This is a genomic window from Brevibacillus sp. HB2.2 (assembly GCF_013284275.1).
GTDB lineage: Bacteria > Bacillota > Bacilli > Brevibacillales > Brevibacillaceae > Brevibacillus > Brevibacillus brevis_D.
This window is the reverse complement of the sequence record NZ_JABSUV010000021.1, coordinates 1-21,219: the sequence shown is the minus strand read 5'-3', so window position 1 is coordinate 21,219 and position 21,219 is coordinate 1. Positions and strand designations below refer to the sequence as shown.

General features: G+C 48.0%; 24 protein-coding genes. 11 read left to right on the top strand and 13 right to left on the bottom strand.

Annotation, left to right across the window (positions count from 1 at the left end; translation table 11 throughout):
* Nucleotides 1-1,947, top strand: a complete 1,947-nt coding sequence (locus tag HP401_RS16400) for a TRAP transporter permease (RefSeq protein WP_173605738.1) — start codon at nucleotides 1-3, stop codon at nucleotides 1,945-1,947.
* A 74-nt stretch (nucleotides 1,948-2,021) separates the two neighbouring features.
* Here HP401_RS16400 and HP401_RS16395 read toward each other — a convergent pair whose 3' ends face one another.
* Nucleotides 2,022-2,942, bottom strand: coding sequence for a CvfB family protein (locus HP401_RS16395; protein ID WP_041749254.1), 921 nt, complete (start codon nucleotides 2,940-2,942; stop codon nucleotides 2,022-2,024).
* 190 nt (nucleotides 2,943-3,132) lie between these two features.
* On the opposite strand from HP401_RS16395, the gene HP401_RS16390 reads away from it, so the two are divergent.
* On the top strand, nucleotides 3,133-3,912 hold the full coding sequence (locus HP401_RS16390; RefSeq protein ID WP_064202330.1) for an undecaprenyl-diphosphate phosphatase: 780 nt from the start codon (nucleotides 3,133-3,135) through the stop codon (nucleotides 3,910-3,912).
* 33 nt (nucleotides 3,913-3,945) lie between these two features.
* Here HP401_RS16390 and HP401_RS16385 read toward each other — a convergent pair whose 3' ends face one another.
* The gene (locus tag HP401_RS16385; protein WP_012684645.1) at nucleotides 3,946-4,152 is read right to left on the bottom strand and encodes a hypothetical protein; all 207 of its coding nucleotides are present in this window, start codon (nucleotides 4,150-4,152) and stop codon (nucleotides 3,946-3,948) included.
* Nucleotides 4,153-4,216: 64 nt separating this feature from the next.
* The gene (locus tag HP401_RS16380) at nucleotides 4,217-4,576 is read right to left on the bottom strand and encodes a toprim domain-containing protein (protein ID WP_173605737.1); all 360 of its coding nucleotides are present in this window, start codon (nucleotides 4,574-4,576) and stop codon (nucleotides 4,217-4,219) included.
* A 134-nt stretch (nucleotides 4,577-4,710) separates the two neighbouring features.
* Between HP401_RS16380 and HP401_RS16375 the strand changes: the two genes are divergently transcribed.
* The 4 genes from HP401_RS16375 to HP401_RS16360 all read left to right on the top strand — a co-directional run bounded on the left by HP401_RS16375 (nucleotide 4,711) and on the right by HP401_RS16360 (nucleotide 7,778).
* On the top strand, nucleotides 4,711-4,869 hold the full coding sequence (locus tag HP401_RS16375; protein WP_012684643.1) for a hypothetical protein: 159 nt from the start codon (nucleotides 4,711-4,713) through the stop codon (nucleotides 4,867-4,869).
* A 49-nt stretch (nucleotides 4,870-4,918) separates the two neighbouring features.
* The gene (locus HP401_RS16370) at nucleotides 4,919-5,209 is read left to right on the top strand and encodes an ArsR/SmtB family transcription factor (RefSeq protein WP_087342861.1); all 291 of its coding nucleotides are present in this window, start codon (nucleotides 4,919-4,921) and stop codon (nucleotides 5,207-5,209) included.
* Between the two features lie 75 nt (nucleotides 5,210-5,284).
* Nucleotides 5,285-6,460 (top strand): MFS transporter, encoded by a 1,176-nt coding sequence (locus HP401_RS16365; protein ID WP_173605736.1) that lies wholly within the window; start codon nucleotides 5,285-5,287, stop codon nucleotides 6,458-6,460.
* Between the two features lie 79 nt (nucleotides 6,461-6,539).
* A complete protein-coding gene (locus HP401_RS16360; RefSeq protein ID WP_173605735.1) occupies nucleotides 6,540-7,778 on the top strand; it encodes an MFS transporter in 1,239 nt (412 codons plus the stop codon).
* 69 nt (nucleotides 7,779-7,847) lie between these two features.
* Here HP401_RS16360 and HP401_RS16355 read toward each other — a convergent pair whose 3' ends face one another.
* The gene (locus HP401_RS16355; protein ID WP_173605734.1) at nucleotides 7,848-8,987 is read right to left on the bottom strand and encodes an agmatine deiminase family protein; all 1,140 of its coding nucleotides are present in this window, start codon (nucleotides 8,985-8,987) and stop codon (nucleotides 7,848-7,850) included.
* Between the two features lie 80 nt (nucleotides 8,988-9,067).
* Nucleotides 9,068-9,892, bottom strand: coding sequence for a MerR family transcriptional regulator (locus HP401_RS16350; RefSeq protein ID WP_173605733.1), 825 nt, complete (start codon nucleotides 9,890-9,892; stop codon nucleotides 9,068-9,070).
* A 190-nt stretch (nucleotides 9,893-10,082) separates the two neighbouring features.
* On the opposite strand from HP401_RS16350, the gene HP401_RS16345 reads away from it, so the two are divergent.
* From HP401_RS16345 to HP401_RS16325, 5 genes are all read left to right on the top strand, one after another.
* On the top strand, nucleotides 10,083-11,417 hold the full coding sequence (locus HP401_RS16345; protein WP_173605732.1) for an ammonium transporter: 1,335 nt from the start codon (nucleotides 10,083-10,085) through the stop codon (nucleotides 11,415-11,417).
* A gap of 22 nt (nucleotides 11,418-11,439) precedes the next feature.
* Nucleotides 11,440-12,480 carry a DUF294 nucleotidyltransferase-like domain-containing protein gene (locus HP401_RS16340; protein ID WP_173605811.1) on the top strand — a complete coding sequence of 347 codons (1,041 nt, stop codon included), beginning with the start codon at nucleotides 11,440-11,442 and terminating at the stop codon, nucleotides 12,478-12,480.
* A gap of 11 nt (nucleotides 12,481-12,491) precedes the next feature.
* Nucleotides 12,492-13,199: a 3'-5' exonuclease gene (locus tag HP401_RS16335; protein ID WP_173605731.1), complete on the top strand. Its 708-nt coding sequence runs from the start codon at nucleotides 12,492-12,494 to the stop codon at nucleotides 13,197-13,199.
* Nucleotides 13,200-13,253: 54 nt separating this feature from the next.
* A complete protein-coding gene (locus tag HP401_RS16330; RefSeq protein WP_173605730.1) occupies nucleotides 13,254-13,745 on the top strand; it encodes a GNAT family N-acetyltransferase in 492 nt (163 codons plus the stop codon).
* Between the two features lie 225 nt (nucleotides 13,746-13,970).
* Nucleotides 13,971-15,224, top strand: a complete 1,254-nt coding sequence (locus tag HP401_RS16325; RefSeq protein ID WP_173605729.1) for an MDR family MFS transporter — start codon at nucleotides 13,971-13,973, stop codon at nucleotides 15,222-15,224.
* A gap of 69 nt (nucleotides 15,225-15,293) precedes the next feature.
* Here the strand turns inward: HP401_RS16325 and HP401_RS16320 are convergent, their stop codons facing one another.
* The 8 genes from HP401_RS16320 to thiO form a co-directional block, all read right to left on the bottom strand.
* Nucleotides 15,294-15,857 carry a hypothetical protein gene (locus HP401_RS16320; RefSeq protein ID WP_173605728.1) on the bottom strand — a complete coding sequence of 188 codons (564 nt, stop codon included), beginning with the start codon at nucleotides 15,855-15,857 and terminating at the stop codon, nucleotides 15,294-15,296.
* Entirely contained in the window at nucleotides 15,854-16,342 is a 489-nt protein-coding gene (locus HP401_RS16315) for a YbaK/EbsC family protein (RefSeq protein WP_012684633.1), read from the bottom strand. The genes HP401_RS16320 and HP401_RS16315 overlap by 4 nt, the downstream gene beginning before the upstream one ends.
* Entirely contained in the window at nucleotides 16,339-17,076 is a 738-nt protein-coding gene (locus HP401_RS16310) for an MOSC domain-containing protein (RefSeq protein ID WP_087342835.1), read from the bottom strand. The genes HP401_RS16315 and HP401_RS16310 overlap by 4 nt, the downstream gene beginning before the upstream one ends.
* Nucleotides 17,077-17,101: 25 nt before the next feature.
* Nucleotides 17,102-17,899, bottom strand: coding sequence for an NAD kinase (locus tag HP401_RS16305; protein WP_173605727.1), 798 nt, complete (start codon nucleotides 17,897-17,899; stop codon nucleotides 17,102-17,104).
* A gap of 102 nt (nucleotides 17,900-18,001) precedes the next feature.
* Entirely contained in the window at nucleotides 18,002-18,451 is a 450-nt protein-coding gene (locus tag HP401_RS16300; protein ID WP_173605726.1) for an NUDIX domain-containing protein, read from the bottom strand.
* A 95-nt stretch (nucleotides 18,452-18,546) separates the two neighbouring features.
* On the bottom strand, nucleotides 18,547-18,945 hold the full coding sequence (locus tag HP401_RS16295) for a YugN-like family protein (RefSeq protein ID WP_012684629.1): 399 nt from the start codon (nucleotides 18,943-18,945) through the stop codon (nucleotides 18,547-18,549).
* Between the two features lie 150 nt (nucleotides 18,946-19,095).
* Nucleotides 19,096-19,902 carry an LSm family protein gene (locus tag HP401_RS16290; RefSeq protein WP_173605725.1) on the bottom strand — a complete coding sequence of 269 codons (807 nt, stop codon included), beginning with the start codon at nucleotides 19,900-19,902 and terminating at the stop codon, nucleotides 19,096-19,098.
* 88 nt (nucleotides 19,903-19,990) lie between these two features.
* Nucleotides 19,991-21,094: a glycine oxidase ThiO gene (thiO, locus tag HP401_RS16285; protein WP_173605724.1), complete on the bottom strand. Its 1,104-nt coding sequence runs from the start codon at nucleotides 21,092-21,094 to the stop codon at nucleotides 19,991-19,993.
* Nucleotides 21,095-21,219: the final 125 nt, after the last annotated feature.

Here is a 21,219-nt window from a genome sequence, read left to right as displayed (position 1 = left end):
TTGAGTACAACAACCAATATGAACCAGCAAGAGATGGATAAGCTGATCGCGCAATACGACAAAGAATCAGCCACACGCCAGCTCGCAGGTCCCATGAAGTGGATCTCTTTTGGTCTACTTGTCCTCTTCTCCCTGTACCAATTATCCAGCACACTTTTCTTCACGTTGCCTCCCCAGATTCACCGCCCGATCCACTTAGCCTTCGGGCTTGCGCTTGTCTATCTGTTATATGCAGGGACATCCAAAGGCAAGCATAACAAAATCGGGATCGTGAACATGATTCTCGCTCTGTTAGGTGTCTTCGTTTCACTCTATTGGGTCATTGACTACGAGGGACTCGTGACCCGAACGGGCAACTATACGTCGATGGATATGGTTGTCGGCGGTATCGCTGTCTTGCTTGTCCTCGAGGCTGCACGACGAGTCGTCGGAATTCCAATCGCTCTCATCGCCACCATTTTTCTTTTATACACCTACTTCGGACCTTACATGCCCGGCTTTTTGGAGCATCGGGGCAGTGATGTCGAGCGGATTATCGGACACAGTTACTACACGCTGGAGGGGATTCTCGGTACTCCGCTCGCCGTTTCCTCTACCTTTATCTTTTTGTTTGTGCTGTTTGGTGCGTTTCTCGAAAAAACAGGCGTCGGTGAGTATTTTAACGATTTGTCGCTGGTCATTGCTGGTAGACGTATCGGCGGTCCGGCGAAGGTAGCCGTTTTTTCCAGCGCCCTGCAAGGGACGATTAGCGGCAGCTCTGTTGCCAATGTCGTTACCTCTGGTGCCTTTACCATCCCGATGATGAAGCGGCTCGGCTATCGCTCCGAATTTGCCGCTGCGGTGGAAGCCTCGTCCTCTACCGGGGGACAAATCATGCCGCCTGTCATGGGAGCTGCTGCCTTTTTGATGGCGGAGTTCATCGGTGTTCCTTACTTGGAAATCGCCAAATCAGCGATCCTTCCTGCGATTTTATTTTTCGTAGGGATCTGGATTATGACGCATTTTGAAGCGAAGCGACTCGGATTGCGCGGACTCTCGAAGGAAGAACTGCCGAACAAAAAAGAAGTGTTGAAAAAAATGTACCTGCTCCTTCCCATCGTGATCATTATTACAGCCTTGATGATGAACATATCAGCCGAGCGCTCCGCGATTATCGGTATTGTCTCTACAATTGTCGTAGGAGCCTTCCGAAAAGAAACCCGCATGTCTATTGCTGATATTTTTGCAGCACTTGCCTCAGGTGCCAAAATGGCTCTTGGCGTCGTCGCTGCAACCGCGTGTGCCGGAATCATTGTCGGTACGATTACGTTGACAGGGATTGGGTTGAAGCTGGCAAATGGTCTGATTGATCTGGCTGGCGGTCAGCTTTTCCTTACGTTGTTCTTTACCATGATTGCATCGCTCATTTTGGGAATGGGAACGCCAACAACGGCGAACTACATTATCACTTCGACCATCGCGGCTCCAGCGCTCATTCAATTGGGCGTTCCTGCTATCGCGGCTCACATGTTTACCTTCTACTTCGGAATCGTCGCAGACATCACTCCGCCAGTTGCGCTTGCTGCCTTTGCTGCATCAGGCATTGCCAAGTCAAAGCCGATCCAGACAGGTGTAGAATCAACGCGTCTATCGATCGCCGCTTTTATGGCTCCCTATATTTTCGTCATCTCGCCAGCCTTGCTGCTCATTAATACCACCTTGCTGGAATCGATCTGGGTCATGCTGACATCTATAATTGGGATGATCGGTGTGGGAGCAGGATTGATCGGGTACTGGATGTCCAAGCTAAACGTACTGGAGCGAATCCTGGCCATTGCGGGTGGCGTGCTCGCGGTCATCCCCGGAATTGAAACGGATATCGCCGGAATTATTTTGATCGCACTCGTATATTCCCTGTCGTATTACAAAGCCCGTAAGCAAAAGCAATCTGTACAAGCGACACTGTAAAAAAACCAAAAACCCTCCCAAGCATTCGTTTCCTGTTTTCAGGAAGCTTTTTTGCCCAGGAGGGTTTTCTTCATTTATTCTTCTTGTTCGCTTTGAATGATTTTGGTCCAGCCGTCTACTTGCTCCACGCGACGTTCCTTCATCAGCTTGCCGAGTGCTCGCTTGAAGCTGGACTTGCTCATTTGGAATTTTTCTCGGATGACATCCGCTTCTGTCGAATCAGTATAAGGCATAGCCCCGTCACGATTGATCAAATAGCGCAGCAGCTTGTCCGCATCTTCGCCATACTGTACTTCCTTGCGCTCTTTCATGGAACCGTTCAGACGACCATCCTCACGTACAAAGCTAATGCGGCAGCGCACCGTTTGTCCGAGGCGCAGACGCCCCACCATTTCATCACGATGAATGAAAAGGATATGCTCGTCCTCCGTCAACAGGAATGCACCTGCTTGAATCACTTTGTAGACCGTACCCTCGACAGATTTGTTTTTCATACTTTCATCTGCCATTGCTGCGATCTTGACGATTTCGTTTTCCGTGACCGGCTTTGCCAAGAGTCTGCCGAGCTTGTCTTGTTTCAGCGCTACCAGCATTTGATCCTTGGGACGCGGCCATTCATCGCTATGCTTGGGCAGGTCATCGATGAATAAGAGCAGGTCCTTGTTAATGCCGTTGTCCAGGAAAACACCCATGCGCGGAGAAATGTCCACTACTTCTAGCCAGCCGTATTCACCCATGCCGACATGAGGCATATCCATGGTTGCAGCCAATCGGTTCTCGTGATCATGGTACAAAAACACTTCAACCTCATCATCGATATGTAAACGCTCGTGCGCTTCATTGGCATGGAGAAACACTTCGTCTTTGCCATCGCTCAAGAAATAGCCGATTTCCGTTTTACGCGCTACCGTCATGGTAAGCGTCATCCCTGCCGCCAAATTGCCGTTCTGAATGATTTGGGGCTCACGCTTTTCACGCATTTGTCTTTTGTACATATGTATTTTTTCCTCGCTCTCTACCTTTGTGCACACTAACTATACCCATCTCCCGCAAGAAAATACCACAACTTTTTTCTAACAAAATAACGATGCCCAACGAAATAGGCAAGTCTTCCATTCACGGACATACATATGACAGTAAGACTGGCTTGGCCCTACTTTTTCACGACTGGAGTGACTCTTGCCTATGCTGTTGTTGCTTGAACATATTTTTCTAGGCATTGTACAAGGCTTGACTGAATTTTTACCGATATCCAGCACGGGTCATCTCGTTTTGTTTCGCAAAATGTTTGGTATGCAGGAGGTCGGCCTTTTATTTGACACGATGCTTCATTTCGGTACGCTGATCGCTGTCGTTATCGTCTTTTGGCCACAGGTTCGTTTTATCATCATGAATCCGATGAGCAAGCTGACAAAGCTATTAGTCGTAGGTACGATACCTACAGCAGTGATCGGACTCGCCTTTGAAGATTATTTTGAAGAAATCTCGCAGACGGGCATTACGATCGGGTGGGAATTTCTTGCGACAGGCGCGATCCTCTGGGCGGTGGAATCCATGCGTCGTGGAAATCGGAGATTCGAGGAAATCAACTACACGGACGCCCTCATCATCGGGACACTGCAAGGTGCTGCGATCCTGCCTGCTATTTCCCGCTCAGGACTGACGATTGCCGGCGCTCTCCTACGCGGGATCGACCGTGCTGACGCTGCGCGCTTTTCGTTTTTAATATCCTTGCCAGCGATTCTGGGTGCTTGTGTCTTGCAAACAGCCAAGCTCGTAGAAACACCGCTCGAAACAGCCTTATTGATCCCGATGCTCGTGGGCACCATGTTTGCCGGACTTGCTGGATATGTTGCCATTCGCTGGATGCTTACGATTATCAGTACAGGCTCGATGAAGGGCTTCGCCATCTACGTCTGGGTATTAGGTGGGTTCATTTTACTCATGCAGCTCTTGGGCTGGTAATGCAAAAAAAGCCGGCTGCTTGCTCGCCGGCTTTCATCTGCTTTCTTCCTTGTCTGGATAACGGCTGGCAATTAATTTGCCTACCAATAAAATAACGCCGTAGAACGCTGTTGCCAAAAGCGAGGTAGCCAGCCACGTCGCCGTCCCCAGCACCAGATAGAGCGCGGCATGAGCAACAAAGATACCCACCAGCCACACCATAATGTTCATTCGATTAAAAAATGTCATCAAACTACGCAATCACCTTGCACCTCCACCATTCCATTTACTACTGTTATAGCCGATGGAACGGTGTTTTATCCCCTTACAGCTCTCCAAGATCAGGATGAGGCACTATAACTGCAAAGCCTGCTCGCTCCAAAATTTCTGCCAGTACCGAAAGAGGCGTGTCGGCAACCTCTCTGTACATTTTCGGCGTATGCAGATGGATTGCATCAGGAAAATCTTCACTTAAATGCGTTCGCAATTTTTTCCCGCTGTCGTCTTCATCAGTAAATAGGTATATCTCATCTGCATCTGCTGCTTCCGTTTGAGCGAGCAGCTTCTCCCCTTTTTCCAAGCTGTAGGAACCGTTTGTACAAAGAATCGTGACAGGCTCAGCCAGCACCCGAAGCAAACGTTCTTTGTCTGTCTTCCCCTCCACGATCATGACACACCCTGCCATCCGCTCCCATCCTCCCTGACGCACCCTTTTTATTTAGTATACCTCAACTGCCGTCTAGGAAAATGAGGATGACTACTCCCCCGCGAAACAAGACATCTTAAGTAAGCATCCATTAGCAAATAGGGGGTAGTAATATGTCCAAATTCAAAAGCGCCAAAAACCTGAATCAAAAAGGATTAGCCGTAGCAGGGCTAACCAGCAGTACCGTTGCAGATGATACGCATACCGAAGACAACCAAGGCGCTTCCTATCAGCACCAACACAACAACGAAAACATAAAGAATCAAAAATAAAAGGAATGAAATGGTTGCCTGGATAGCGTTTCCTTAGTAAGATAGTTTTATGAATATTGAACAACTTGAACTCACCGAAAAACGAATCAAGATTTTTAAAGCGTTGGCAGATGAGACAAGGCTAGCCATTTTAAAGGCCTTATATCATTCCAGCAACGAGCTAAGTTGTACAGAAGTGGGCTTTACCTGCGATACTTCCAAGTCCAATGCCTCCTATCATTTCAAGACACTTCGAGAGGCAGGACTAATCAAAGTCAGAAAGGAGGGGCAAACACGGTACATGCGCATTTATAAAGAGACATTTGATCAAATTCTGCCTGGCTTTTTAGATACCTTATAATTGGTATCCTTTTTTTGCTCGTTAGTTTAAAAGTTATTTAACTATAGAATTATAAAACAAAGAGGAGAGTTTTTTATGGAGCGCCTATTTTTGATGATCTTTTTCTTCACCATGTTTTTGATCGGTACGAATACATTTATCATTAGCCCACTGCTGCCAACCTTGCGAGAGCTATATCACGTATCCACTAATCAGGCAGCTTGGTTGATCGGAACCTATGCTCTCGGATTTGCTTTAGCTGCTTTAATCGCCGGCCCGCTATCTGATAATCGAAATAGGAAACATGTGATGGCAGTTGGTATGCTCGGATTTGCCCTATCCACACTTGCATGCGCCTTTGCACCTAGTTTCACCGCGATGCTTTTCTTTCGCTTTCTTGCCGGGATCTGTTCAGCCTTTATCGGTCCGCAGGTGTGGGCCGCCATTCCTGTTTTGTTTCCCCCTGCTCGTATCGGTAAAGCAATGGGGGTTGTCATGGCAGGTCTTTCGGTTTCCCAAGTGATCGGTGTGCCTATCGGCAGTTTTCTGTCAGCTTATCATTGGTCGTTTCCTTTTTTGGCTGTAGGAATTGCTTCTCTCGGAGCTTTTGTACTCATCATCCGAAAACTTCCTGATCTATTACCTCTTACCTCCATTGCCGGACTTGGAACCACCAACGCTATTTTTGCACGTTACAAGGATCTGTTGCGACTGCCGCAAGCTTCACGCAGCTTTATCGGCTATTTCGTTTTCATGACGGGTGTCTATGCAGTCTTTTCATTCTATGGCGTATGGCTTTCCGATCAATATCAGCAATCTGTTACTGAAATTGGCTTGATCACTTTAGTTATCGGGCTTGGCAACACCGTTGGTAGCTTACTCAGCGGTTGGTTACTCGAGCGTTGGAAGAGAAGTACGATTTTGACCGTTGGGTTTCTGGGCAGCGCCCTGCTCTATCTTGTTTTGCCTTTTATACCGGGAGTCGGCCTTTTGCAGGTTGTCCTTTTCTTCATGTACTGCTTCGGCGGTGTACTCGTGCCTGTCCTGATGGGTTACTTGCAATCATTGTCCGACACCTCGCGCGGTACCATATCGAGCTTGGCTAACGCTTGCATGTACATAGGAACTTTCATTGCCTCTTCTTTCGCAGGCAGTTTGTATTCGATTTTTGGTTTCGTGGGGGTCAGCACCTTCGCCACCTTCACTTTTCTGATCGCCTATTTTCTCTTCGTTTGGAGGACAGGTAAATTACATGTAACCGCACAAGCTTGAGTCCTTTACTTTCCCTCTCCGCCTTGCTACGCTATGGTCAAATTCATTTTATCGCAGTCAGCAGAACGGAGAGGGTTAGATGGATTCGCCTTCATCTTTGTGGAAAAATGGGTCGTTTCTCAAGCTATGGCTAGCGCAATTGATGGCCAACATTGGAGATCAGTGCTACAGCTTTGCCTTGCTCTGGTATTTGCTTCAAGCAACGAAATCAGGGACGGTGCTCAGTCTCCTCTCCATTCCGGAGATGGTTGCCGGCCTGCTGTTTTTCCTCATTAGTGGCGTACTTGCGGACCGATACAGTCCACGCCTCCTTATGGTTGTGGCTGTCCTCTCACGAATTGCCGTGGTGATCGTCGTTGGCTTCCTTACAGTGATGGGAATCGAGCAGTTTTCGTATTTTCTTATAGCCCAATTTGGGTTAGGATTGTTCTCCAGTCTGTTCCAACCAGCCCGGACTGTGGCGATCAAATCAGCAGTTCCCGTGGATCAGCTAGGACAGGCAAACGCCATTTTGGATACAACCATGCGAACAGTCCGAATTATTGCGCCAATGACAATCGGGCTTGTCGCCTCTTTCTTGCCACTTTCCACCTTGTTTTTTATCAACGCAGGCAGTTATCTCATCTCGGTATTCTTTCTTCAAGCACTTCGCCTCTCTAAGACCGATCATTTCCCTGTCAAAATGACACCTCGCCAGTACATCCGTGATATTACCTCAGGGGTACAAGAATTGAAGCGAAATCGAATATTACTGTTGGTCCTCCTCTTTGGCAACATGGGTTTTCTCATTTGGCAGGTCACGTATACGGTGGGCTACCCCTTTTTAGCCGAACGCATGCAACAAGGCAACGGAAGTATATTAGCCATCCTGTTTGGTTTTTATGGAATCGGAAATTTGCTGGGGAGTCTGTACATGACCCGGACGAGTTCTACTCGCTATTTGTTTCTCATTTTAATCGGGTGGTCTTTTCAGGCATGCGGGTCCTTTTTACTCATGATGGGAGGGAGTGCTTCCTGGACCGCTTTCCTCGGAGCTGCCGTCTCAGGAATAGGGGGACCGCTCATCGGCATTCCTACCGTGACTGCGATTCAAATGAAAGCATCCAGCAACAGTACAGGCAAGATATTCGCAATCAATTTGCTTGTGCTCACCTTCTTTTCGACGTTGTCCAGCAGCCTCGGTGCAATCTGGATGGGCAAATGGCCCGTCGAGCAGCTTTTCCTCGTCAGTGGACTATTCCTCGCTGCCATGAGCTTCACTGGCTTCCTAATTGAAAAACGAGCATCAACCGAACAACACCAATCCTCCTCTGTTTAAGTAACTTTTTACTACCAAAAAAGCCGGTTTTTCCTCCTTCAAGGAATCACCGGCTTTTTCCGTACGGATTTAAGGCATTTCAACTGGCTGTTGTTGTGTTACACAATGAATCATCCCGCCATGTTTATAAAGCTCTCTTACATCAATGCCAATCACTTTACGATCTGGGTAGAGTTTTTGGATGATATCGTTTGCGACCTTGTCATTCGGATCATTATAATTCGGAACTAATACAACGGTATTCCCAATATAAAAATTGAGATAGGAACCTTTGTATCCTAAGTCCTTTCCATTCTTTAAAACGACATTGTGTTTCGTTATTGGTAAATACTTATACTGATACGATTTTCCAAAAGCATTCTTTGCACGCAGTAATGTTTTTCTATCCTTATTCGGGACACCCCATTCTTCCAAATCATTTTCATTCATCGTAATGATGGTTAACTGATCATAGAATTTAGCAAAACCATCAATGTGAAAATCTGTAATGTCCTGGCCAGGCACACCATCTAACCAAATAAAGTTCGTAGCACCAAGATACTCTTTTATATATTCTTCAACGTCTGCTTCTGAAAATTGGGGATTTCTATTCTTATTCGTAACAGCACTGCGTGTCGATAAAAATGTACCATTCCCATCCAGTTCAAATGCTCCACCTTCAAGCACAAGATCATTCAAATCAATTCGTTCCATTCCTGATTGCTTGCTTAGCTTGCTTGAAAGTAATGCATCTTTTTTATACGGCGTTTTCTTCCCCCATCCATTAAATCCCCAGTCCATCATTTTCAAGTTCTTATCCTTGTCGTATACAAAGATCGGTGCAGTGTCTCTTGCCCATACATCGTCCGTAGGCGCAATGTAGAAGTCAATTTTGTCCATATGGATACCTTCCTCGTACAGAAGATCATAAATATAGTCCTTTTCGTATTGATCATAGGCGACAATATGGACATTTTCCCCTTTACTTAAGGCATCTGTCATCTCGATCCAAATGGACTCAACCTCTTCTTGATAACCTTTCCCATACGTAAAGTTATGCGGCCATAGTAACCACGTACCTTCATGCTTGCTTTTTTCATCTGGTATGGTGTACTTGCCTACGAATTGTTTTTCCACACCTTGATTCTCCTCCGCTTTACTTGGCATACACCCTATTAAAATCCCGGCCGTTAATACAACCCCTGAGCACAGTACCATGAACTTATTCAATTTCATCATCCCCTCATGTCCTAGAAGCTTTCTTGCAGAAGTAGAATAAGCTTTGACATAGTGTCAAGGTCAAGCAGTTACTATTTGGCTTTCTTCATGACCGGAAAGGAGATTTGCGTCACATATTCTTCGACAGGACAGTCACATTCTGTGCCTTTCAAGTAGGTTTCGTAAGGCGGACCTTCCAAGCAGTAGCCGTTGCTATCTGTCCACTCTTCAAGTGCCATATGGGCGTATCCGATATCGTCATAACTTCCGAAATGCAAAGTAGTCGCAACAAACTGTTCGGGAAGTTGTTTAATTTGCCATTCGTTTGATGAATCAACGCCATCTCCATTTAGGATCGGGATCATCAACTCCATATTGCTGTGGTCAGGGGTGAATTCTTCATCGAAAAACACAACAGACGGAGCGCCCAGTAGCTGAACTTGATTTTCTTCCGCCTTTGCGTACATAAAATCAATGGACTTGTCCATATCTGCAATACGAATCTGTAATCTTTGACTGATGACACTTACTTCGTTTCTCATTCCCAACAATATATCGTACGATCTTCTTTCCCCACGAATGATATCCGCTTTTTTTTCAATCATCTCTTGCATTTCTGTAATGATTTGTCTATATCGATTCATCTCATTGGATAATTCATTTATTTTCGAGTGGATCAATCCAATAAATAATTTCCTATCTGAAGTCTGAAGGATCGCTTTAATCTCTGGCAGGGAAAATCTGTATTCTTTCAGCTTCTTGATCAATAAGGCTGTTTCTAATTGACTCTTTTCATAGTATCTGTACCCATTTGTTGTATCTACATGTACGGGCTTCAAAAGTTCTTCCTTGTCATAATGTCGCAACATGCGCGGACTCATTTTGCAAAGCTGAGAAAATCTGCTAATTGTGTACATATTTCTCCCTTACCTTCTGTGATGGTATCAGAGGTAATTATATCATTCCGTATCGAAGTCCTCCCGATGCCTTCAATCGATGTTTTCTCATTATTTGCAAAAAAACAATTGCATCCGAAATTTTCATGTCATATAATCTGACATAAATAAATCGGTGTCAGGTTATATGACACAGAAAAGAGGTGGATGGATGGAACCTACTGTCGCAAGTCTCTCGTCTGCCATTGACGCCACATGGGTCATGGTCTCGGCCATTCTGGTCATTCTCATGCAGGTTGGATTCGCCCTGCTGGAAGCCGGTTCTACTCGCATGAAAAACGCCGGTCACGTCGCAGGCAAAACGGTCCTTACCTTCGGCATCTGCTCGATTGCTTTTTGGGCGTTCGGCTTTGGGCTGACCTTTGGAGATGGGAACTCTTTCATCGGACTTTCCGGATTCTTTTTTGACGGCATGCAAAAAGACGTTTTCTCCGCTTTTTCCGCTGCAACTGTACCTATCTCGATTCTCTTCCTCTTTCAGCTCGCTTTTGCAGCCGTTTCACTCGCGATCGCCTGGGGCGGTTTTGCTGAACGCGCCAAGCTGTCCATTTATTTTCTGTTCAGTGTACTGTTTACCGTCCTCATCTACCCTGTCGTCGGTCACTGGGTATGGGGCGGAGGTTGGTTGGCACAGCTCGGGATGCAAGACTTCGCTGGTTCTACGGTTGTCCATCTCCAAGGCGCCATCGTCGCACTCGTCGCCACTATCCTTTTGAAACCTCGCATCGGAAAATACAATCGCGACGGCAGCTCCAATCTGATTCCTGGTCACAACCAAGTCTACTCTGTCCTAGGTGTCCTGTTTCTGTGGATCGGCTGGTTCGGCTTTAATGCTGGCTCTACGCTCGGTAGCACATCTGGATTTTTCGGCTATATCGCCGTCACTACCAATCTCGCTACCGCAGCGGGCGCTGTAGCCGCTCTTGCTATCTCCTGGATCGTCATGGGGAAAGCAGATATTCCAAGCATGCTCAACGGCGTCCTCGCAGCTCTCGTCGCGATTACAGCATCCTGTGCCTTCGTCGATCCGTGGGCAGCTGTCGTGATTGGTTCCGTGTCAGGTATTCTAACATTTTATACATCTATTTGGTTTGACCGCATGGGGATTGATGATCCTGTCTTCGCTTTTTCCGTACATGGGGTGGCTGGTATATGGGGAACATTGTCCACGGGCTTATTCGCTACCCCGGAGCTTGTCGAAAAGGTCGGCGTAGGCAGTCCTGGGCTGTTTTATGGCGGCGGTCTGCATCAGCTAGGGGTTCAGGCGTTGGGCTTGGCTGGCTCTGCGCTCTACGTTTTCGTAGTAGCCTTCATCATTTTGTATGTGTTAAAAGTAACTATTGGCCTGCGAGTCACTGAAGAGGAAGAGGTGATTGGTCTTGACCTTAGCGAACATGGGGGATACGGCTATCCCGAACTGCTCCAGCCTGAACGCGCACGACCGACTGGATCTACTCAAAGCAGCACCTCTCACTCTCTCACCTGAACAAGTGGAAAAAATACGGAATATTGACTCCTTTGACGAGCTGGCCTTATTGCGACGCGAATTGTTGGACCCTTCTCCGTTACGTTCATTAAATCGCGCAGGGGAATTGGCCCCCTTTTCTATCGTCGTCAATCTGATTCATGATAATCTCATCCGACAAGGGGTGCTCCTCGCTGTGAACGACCTTGCCAAAAGAGGCTTGGGTACCCCTCCCGTCCCCTTTGCCTTTCTGCAATTCGGCAGTGGCGGCCGATCAGAGCAAGCACTCATCAGCGATCAGGATAACGGTCTCGTCTATCAACTGCCAGATCATCTGGGCGAACAAGAAAAAGAGAAGATACATGGCTACTTTCAATTGCTAGGGGCGACGATCGTTGCTGGTTTGGAGGTAGCTGGCTATCCTCCCTGCCAAGGGAATGTCACTTGCCTCTCCCCAAAATGGCGAGGCAGCACCGAACAATGGCTGGACCAAATTGACAGATGGGTCTCTCACCCCATCTGGGAAAACGCCCGTTATTTACTACTAGCAAGTGATGTGCGTGTCCTATGGGGTGAATCGGCTATTTTTACTCCCGTCCATGACCGTTTCCGTCAATTGCTTGCAGGAAACGTCTTCTTGCTGAATCGACTGGTGAGCAATACGTTGCATTATCGGGTCCCGCTCGGAATCTTCGGCAGAGTTTTACCTGAAGTCCATGGTCGCTTCCGCGGCGCCATCAATGTGAAGTATGGCATCTATTTGCCACTGGTGAATTGCGTACGGCATTTTGCCTTGGCGAATGGAATCTTTGCTAGTTCTACTTTGGAACGCTTAGATCTACTTGGCGAAAAAGGCGTCTGGAGCAAAAGCTTTTGTGACGAGGTAGCCGCGTACTTCCGTCAAGTTCAAGGTCTGCGACTGATCGCTCCCCTCCATTGGGAAGATGGACAATACACAAGCAATAGCTATATCAAACTAGGGGAGCTTTCTCCTGACACCCAAGTGATGGTGCGACAATCGATGAAGCTAGCGATCCGCCTGCAAAAAATGACAGAAAAGCTCCCGTCCATTTTTGGGGGATAGGAGGAGATTGCGTGGCAAAATGGGACTTATTCGCTCGCATTTGGCATATGAACCGTGACATGCCGGAGATTGCAGATGATAAACAACACATCGCCTATTTACGTTCCATCTCCAAAGTGAATAAACAGGTCGATTCCAGTGCCGATATTCCTCTACACGATCTGGAGGTTGTCGTCATCGATCTGGAAACAACCGGTTTTTATCCCGATCACGGGGACGCGATTATCTCGATGGGAGCAGTCGCCATGAGAGGAGAACACCTCCTCCTCGGCGATTCTTTTTATACGTTGGTCAATCCCGGACGGGCGATTCCTCCACACATCCGCTCTCTCACCGGGATTACCGATGATATGGTTGCCGATGCTCCTCCGCTATTAGAGGCTTTGTCCCGTTTTTTTCAATACGTTGGAGATCGGCCGCTCGTCGCCCATCACTCTCGCCATGAGCGTGAATTTTTGCGATCTGGACTTTGGAAAACGAGTCGTCGTCCGTTTACCCACCGCATGCTGGATACAATGCTGCTCATTCGATTGTTGAGTAATCCGATTGGCAACGGCTCGCTGGACGCCCTCTGTGCGGCCCACGACATCCCGATCTCACGCAGGCATCACGCTTACTGTGACGCTGTTGCCGCTGGAACGCTCTGGGCGAAGTATTTGGTAAAAGCACAATCCCAGGGATTTACAAACCTTCGGCAGGTTTACGAAGCCGCACGCTAGAATTTGTTCGAATCGTTCAATAAGTCCTACTAACCAACATGAGGAGAAAATATTATGCTACAGATCAGAGACGCAGTTCTGAGTGACCTGCCCGCTATGCTCGGTATTTACAACTACGCAGTGGAAAATCTAGTTGCGACCTTTGATTTGGAGCCACAGACCTTGGCCCAGCGCGAAGTGTGGTTTCACAAGCACGGTGGCAGACATCCGATCATCGTCGCCGAATACGAAGGGAAAGTGATCGGATATTGCAGTCTGTCCGTATTCCGTGAGAAGCCCGCCTATCAAAAATCAACGGAACTGTCTATTTACATCGCCGCTGATCAAAGTGGGAAAGGTGTCGGCACTACCTTGATGAGTGCGATTCTGAAGCGCGCCAGACAACTCGAATACCACACGATCGTGAGCGGAATCGTAGGTGGCAATGACGCCAGCGTGAAGCTGCACGAGAAATTCGGTTTTACATTGGCAGGGAGGTTTCAAGAGGTGGGATTCAAGTTCGGAGAGTGGCACGATGTTCATTTTTATCAATGGATGGTCAAGTAACAAAATACGAAAAGCCGACACCCCTTTCCACAAGGAAGTGTCGGCTTATTTGTTTTTGTAAGAAGCGAATCCCTAAAAGTGGCACATCTTAAGCCAGGGTCTAATCCCTTAGCCCTTATGATATTAGTGTAACCGACGGATGATTATAAGTCTATATCTTTTTGAAAATTTGCACTAAAGTGGGTGTACCTGGCCAGGGAATCAAAAATAGGAGGTAACCCTGCTGTGCAATGGCTGTCATGGGATCTGAACCTGAAGACCAGATTGATCGGCGAGACCCTTTTCAACCTATTATTTTGGATGTACTTTCCCTTTCTTACCCTCCACTTTAGTGATACCTTTGGCAAAAATGTTGCCGGGTTACTCATGACAGTGCCACCGATTATGAGTATGATCGGCAATCTTTTTGGCGGCTATTTGGCTGATCGATTTGGTCGTCGATATGTCATGCTGTCAGGAGCGTTTTTGCAGGCGGGCATGTTTGTCCTGTTTGCCTTCTCCCTCTCTTCTTGGATCGATTATCTTGCGTTTATTGGAATCGGGATTGGCAAAGCGGTATACAGCCCGGCGAGTTCTGCGATGGTCGCTGATCTCACCTCCGAAAAAGACAGACGCAGAGTCTTCGCTACCTTCGTTACAGCCATGAACATCGGCGCTGTATTGGGACCCGCTCTAGGGGCTATCTTTTTCTTCCAATACCGCAGTGAGCTGCTGTGGACTTGTGCGCTTGTCACTTTTTTGTATTCGATTGCGATCTGGTTCAATGTGAGAGAAACACTGCCACAGTCCGTAAAAAGCTCTGTCGCCTCTATCCATTTCCCTTCCGTTATGAAGGAGCAATGGCAGAGCTACGCCGTCATTCTACGCGACAAAGCTTTTGCTATCTATATTTTCGCGGGCATGCTAATAACGATCGCAATCGTACAGCTCGATTTATTTTTGGCGGTCTATGTAAAAGAGTTTGTCCCAGCGCAGACACTTCTTACGTGGAATGCCTGGTCGCTCTCGCTTAGCAGTACGGAGATTTTCGGATGGATGCTGGGAATAAGTGGCCTTCTATTTGTTCTGTGCGCTCTGCCAGTTACCAAATGGTTTGAGAACTGGAGCGACCGGAATATCTTCCTCTTGTCCTCCTTGCTATTTGGCATGGGCATGTTTTTGGTGGGTTTCACGACGAATGCCTGGCTGTTGTTCGGATGCGTGGTTTTCTTTACTGTAGGGGAAGTGATGCGAACTCCGGTCGAGCAGAGCTTCATCAGCAAATACGCACCAGAACATGCACGGGGACAGTACATGGGTGCCGCTAACCTGCAGTACTCCCTTGGTCGCTTCCTCGCTCCCGTGACCGTCATTCTTTCGGAGTGGATCATGCCGATTGGTGTTTTTGGATTTATCTTGTTCTGCTCCCTGTTGAGTGCCATTCTTTATGTGAAGCTATTCCAGATCGTTCAGATGCGCGAGTCCTCTCATTCCAGCTAAACGACAACAAAAAACGAAAAGTGGTTGCGCAGCCATAACTTCCTGCCAACCACTTTTTCATTTTCAGCATCATAATTTTTTCGGAGCTTCTAATTTCACAGGGTCAACCATTACTTTTATTTGTGCTGACGTTCCTTCGATCGTTACTTTCACATCGGAAACAACCATTTCTTTTGGCGTTTTTGCAATGTTGGTAACCGCAACGAATTGATCCAGCTCTGGAGTCCAGGTAAGTCCAGTAGCTTGAATCATCGCCTTCACCGTATGAACGTCAGGAACCCCTTCATACATGATACCGTCTATTGTTTTTTGATCACCGCTCAGCATAACACTTACCCATATCGCTTTTTCGTTTGCCGCATTTTCTTGTTTTGGATAATAAAAGCGGTAGTAATTCGTTTGCTTGTCCAACTCAAGCTGAAAAGGAAGAGTATGAATTCCTTTCACAGCTAAATCTTCTTTGATTTTGTTGTACTGACTCAGGTACGTTTCTGTTGTCATCTGTTTAAATGAGGAAGCAGAATGGGAGATGCTCGTTTCAATTGCAGTTGTTTGGTTAGACATTCCGAGCATGGCAAGACCAGCGACTACGACAATGGCTACTACAGCGATGGAGACTGCAACCTTTTTCATGATGCGCTTCCTTCTGCCGAAGCCGCATCGATTTCCTTCGCCCCTGTCATCTCCAACAATGCTTCATAAGAGACGGGTAAAAGCGATTCTGCTATACCAGCCGCCGTATAAACCATCGGGAAACGCTTCAAGGAGCGATCCACATAGACAGGTACTTCTTCCTGCAAAGCAAACGGACAAACTGCTCCGACACGGAAGCCTGTCATTTTTTCTACCTCTTCCGGCGTAGCCATCTTTGGCTTTCCTTGTCCAAATGCTGCCTTCACTTGCTTAGGATGGACACGTACATCGCCTGCTGCCACAAACAAGGCGAACTGCTCATCTACCCGAAACAAGATCGACTTTGCGATTTGGCCGATCTCGACACCTAATGCCTGTGCTGCCACTTCCGACGTAGGCAACGGCTGTTCAAACAAAATTGGCTCGATACTCGAATCATAGCGTTGTACATAGCTGCGAACCTTTTCTAAAGGGCTAGCGATCATTCCCCATCACTCTCCATCTCCACTAAAAAAACGTCATCGCCTTGTGACACACTGCCTGTCGTGACAACTGAAGCATAAACGCCGAAGTGATTGTTGTGACGCTTGACGCATGCCTTCAATACGGCAGGGGTCATCGCCAACGTTTCCGGGTCGATATTGACATATACACAGCGCTCGCAGTGCTTGTTGACTTGCAAGGTCACATCATTGATTTTGATCTGCTTGCCCAGCCATTTGTCTTCGGCGAACGGCTCATCATCCTCCAGGACAACAACCAAATTCCCCCGAAAGCGTCGTGGATCCACCTGTTCTGCGTCAATCTGTCGAGCAATCTCTCGAAGAGATGCATCCGTGACCAGCAGAATGTGATCTTCCCAGTTCACGCCGCCTTCATGCGGACTACTAATCATTGGCGTAACGGAGCGCTTCGCCGTCTCGGCGACATGGGCAAATAAAGCATCATCCCACGTATGTACACTGCCGTCTCGGGCTTCAATCCGAATCGGCGGGTACGCTTCTTTTCCTGTCCCTTCGCTCATGCTGGCATGATACCCGATTAAAGCGGGCACAACATCCGCACTGAGATACTTACCTTGACGAGCATTATCCAAAAAATAATAGGCACGGTCTCCATACAAGCCAAATTCATCGACCGTACTTGATGATAGCTCTTCCCCTCGCATCCCTTTGACAGGATGACGGAAAATGGTCTGCAGTTTTCCTACTTTTTTCATTTGGTTCCCCTCCCCAACGCTTTCTCTATCCGGATATAAACGAATTGCGAACCCGCCCCCAAAACGTCAGTCGCTTGTAGCGAGCGAATTTCACTTTGTCAGGTCCCACTCGGCAACGAATGGAACACACATCTTTCCACACTGCCTGCTCGCGGTCCAAGCCGATCATAATCTCAGGATTCATGACGATGAGCTCTACTTCATGATGCTTCGGCAATACGAGCGAGCTGTTGATCGTCCGATACGCTTGATTATTGATCGAAGCGATCTCGGACAACTGAATCGCCTCAATAGACGGATGAACAATCGCTCCATCCACCGCCTTGTTGTAGGCTGTACTTCCTGACGGTGATGAAACGATCAAGCCGTCACCGCGAAACGTCTCCAGCTCATCGCCATTTATATAGACGCATGTCACCAAGGTAGACAAATTCGCGTTGCGCAAAACCATTTCATTCAACGCCCACTTTTCATACTGCTTGCCATCTCTTGTGCTAATCCTGCATTGGACCGTCGGGTATTCCGCGATCAGAGGCTCATCGTTCATCAGACGCTCAACAAATTCGTCCAGCTCCTCGGGACGCCAGTCCGCATAGAAGCCGAGATGTCCCGTATGCATCCCCACATAAGACGGCTCGATTCCATATTGATGGACGGCTTCCAAAAGTGTCCCGTCTCCCCCGATGGACAACACCATATCCGGTTGCTCACCTGGTCCCTTCACAAAGGTAAACAGGCTATTTGCTGCATGCAGCTTTTCTTTTAATGCTTGTTCCACTTCTCGTGTATAATCGTCATTTCGCAGTACAGTCGCAATCTTCATGCTGGTTTGCCCTCACTTTTATCCTTACAAGCGGTCATGTACGCTCTGTTGTTTGTCTTCACTATACCATAGGAAAAATCGACTTGCATAAAATCCCACTTGTCACCAGTGGTCACTCTGAAAAGACTGCATGCGATACTGAGATAAACGCCTCTCTGTAGCCGGTGATATTTCCTGAGGAAGTTCATCCCAAGCGAAAAAGCGCAATTCCGCTACTTCTTTGTCATCCTTATGCAATTCTTGGCCAGGTGTGAGGTCGACATGATACAAGGCAATGTGGTCTCGTTTTCCTTCCCGCTCACTGTAAAACAGATGGCAGAGGGTAAGTACGTCTGCTCGTATCCCGCACTCCTCCCACAACTCCCTGCGAGCAGCTTCCCCAAACGACTCTCCTCGCTCTACCCCTCCCCCCGGCAAATACCAGCCATGGACATACGTATGCCGAATTAACAAAACTCCCTTTTCTTTATCCGTTACAATGACACGGACACCCAAGGTGAGAGGCTTGCGGATTTTCCAATACCATTTCGCCACTGCATGGTACCAGGCCATATTTCCACCTCACTTTTTCCATGTGCTACCATTCTTTAGTCACCTATATTTTCCCTGCCATGAACAAGAAAAAACAGGCCTATCGGCGGCCTGTCTCACGCGAGGCGATTCTCCAGCTCTTTGACAACCGCCTCTGCTTTTCGAATCCATCTCGAATCAATCTGTGCGTCTTTGTCTACCGGCTCTTGAAATTGATTCATCAAACCCGAAGCGAGCGCCTCCGTGTAGCCGATATCTTCTTCTACCCCAGTCTGGTACACATGCCGGATCACAAACGGTCGCCCCAGTTCCAGCCATGCATCCGGGCTATCGAGCTCGCCTTGCAATACTTTTACAGGCAAGCGCAAATAGACCATGTTTTTATCATCCAGCGCCCGGTCGAAGTACCCTTGCTCATAATCCCAATTGGATAATGTAAAATGCGGCTGAAGCGCTTCACGAAAATAGCCAAATGTCGCACGCGTGCCTGGCAAGCTGCTGTTTATTTGTTGCATCGTCAATCCCTGCCTTTGTTTATTCTATGAGAAACGTCCACCTTTTGTTCGTAGTGTGTGACAAAAGGCCAGGTTGTACTCTCACATCTACAAAAAGCAGCAAGCCTCTTAAGCCCTGATGGCCTTGAGAGGCTTGTAAGTTCCCCACCATTAAATCAAGACAATTGTCAGGAGTGTAAAGAGTGCCAATGGAATGATTCTACGTCCGTTCCGGCATCTTCTACGTCTTCTCCCTTGGACTTTTGGCAAAACATATGGCGGTGGGGGGGGTGGTGGTGGCGGACAAAAAAACGGCGGATACGGCGAGAATGGTGGAAATGGCGATAGATTTTGCTCCCACGGACTTACTTGCGGTTTCTGCTCGCTATACGGACTGACTTGGGGAGCGGGACGGTTACTGCTGCTATACGGGCTGACTTGGGGGGCGGGACGATTGCTGCTGCTAAACGGGCTGACCCGTGAGTTGTTGGAACTGCCGAAAGGGCTTACCTGACTGTATGGATTGAACTCATCGCCATAGGGACTTACCTGCGGAAAGTACGGATTGCCTCCATAAGGACTAAGATCGCCATAGGGAGGATAACCTGCATACGGATTATAGCTCACATATTGAAAGTAATAATCAGGATACTGCCCCCATCCTCCATACGGCTGCCGATGCGCCACTTCCATTACTTGATAAGGATTGTAGTCCTCATAGTTCTCATAGTTCTCATAATCATACTCTTCGAAAACTTCTTCTTCCTCCGCATCCTGGTCGACAACTTCTACGTATACGTTTTGATCATCATAATCGACAATGACGCCTTCAAACACTTGCCCGTCAAGTGCTTCGATGCGCACTTTTTTCTCCACGTGCTCCTTGCAGATGTTGTGCACATTTTCTCGCATATCCTTTAACAGGCTGACAAACTGAATGTCAGCCTGATACAGGTTTTTTTCAGAATCAGACTGCATGGAAACTCCTCCCCTTCTGGTGTTTCTTTATTACCATATACAAGTGCCCATGGGGAGGTTACCAGAATCTAGGCGTGACTAGCCCAATTTATAGAAAGCGGGCAGGTAAAAATGGCAAAAGGCGCTCCGTCTCCCCTTTTTCCACAAAGTCCGCCATCGCTTTTGCAGTGACAGGAGAAAGCAGGATGCCATTGCGAAAATGTCCGCCTGCGATCGACAGTCCTTCCCAGCCAGGAACTGGGCCCAAGAGCGGCTTGCCATCTTGGGTAGCAGGTCGAAGTCCACCCCACGCCTCCAGAAAGGTAGCGGAGTGAAGCGCATGAACATACGGCATGGTCCCTTGCAGGATACTCGCTAAACCTGCCATTGTAACGTCTCGCTGGAAGCCACTCTCATCCTCAGTCGCACCAAGGACAATTTTTCCATCCTTTTTCGGGGTGATGTAGCCTGTCGTTCCGAAAATCACCGTTCGCAATGGAATGCCCACGGAAGAGACGGCTGCAATCTGCCCGCGTACAGGGCGAATCGGCACGGAAACACCAAGCATCTCCATCATCATTCCAACCCACGCTCCTGAGGAAATCACCGTCTGTGCGGCACGCAGTGACCCTGAAGAGGTCTCGATCCCGATCACTTTTCCGCCTTTCACGGCAATGCCGCTTACCACACAGCCTGATAACAGCTTCACTCCTTGCAATTGGCAAGCAGTAGCCAAGGCGCGAAGAAGCATTCGATTGTTGATGTGTCCTTCGTACGGCGAGTAGATGGCCGCTTGCACTTGATCGGTCAGAAGCGGCTCTATTTCCTTCACTTGTGCTGTATTCGAGAGCCAGTGCACAGCATGTCCCGCTTCTTTTTGCCAACGGTACTTGTCAGCGAGCTGCTGGACTTCCTCCTCATTTAACGCGACGGTCAGCAATCCATCCAAGCTTAGCTGTACATCTCCGCCAGTCAATTCTTCCAGCTCTGCTGCCCATTCCGGGTATAGCGCAAGTGACTCCATGCCCAAATCGAGCATCGGTCCAGGTGCTGTGAATTCTTTCAAAGGAGCAAGCATTCCGGCCGCAGCAGAAGACGCCTGTCCTCCCCATTCGCCCTGCTCAACCAAAGTCACGCTCATCCCGCGCCGTGACAGCTCGTATGCCAAGCTCAATCCGATAATTCCTCCACCCACTACCAGACAATCACTCATCTTTTTCTCTCCTCACCATGTTGATTAAATGCGTCTTGAACGTTGCTGTTGTGGCGTGGAGGAAACAGGAGAAAACGCTCAGCTTCTAGGGCCACCCCCTGGGGGATTGACTGCACGACTCCATG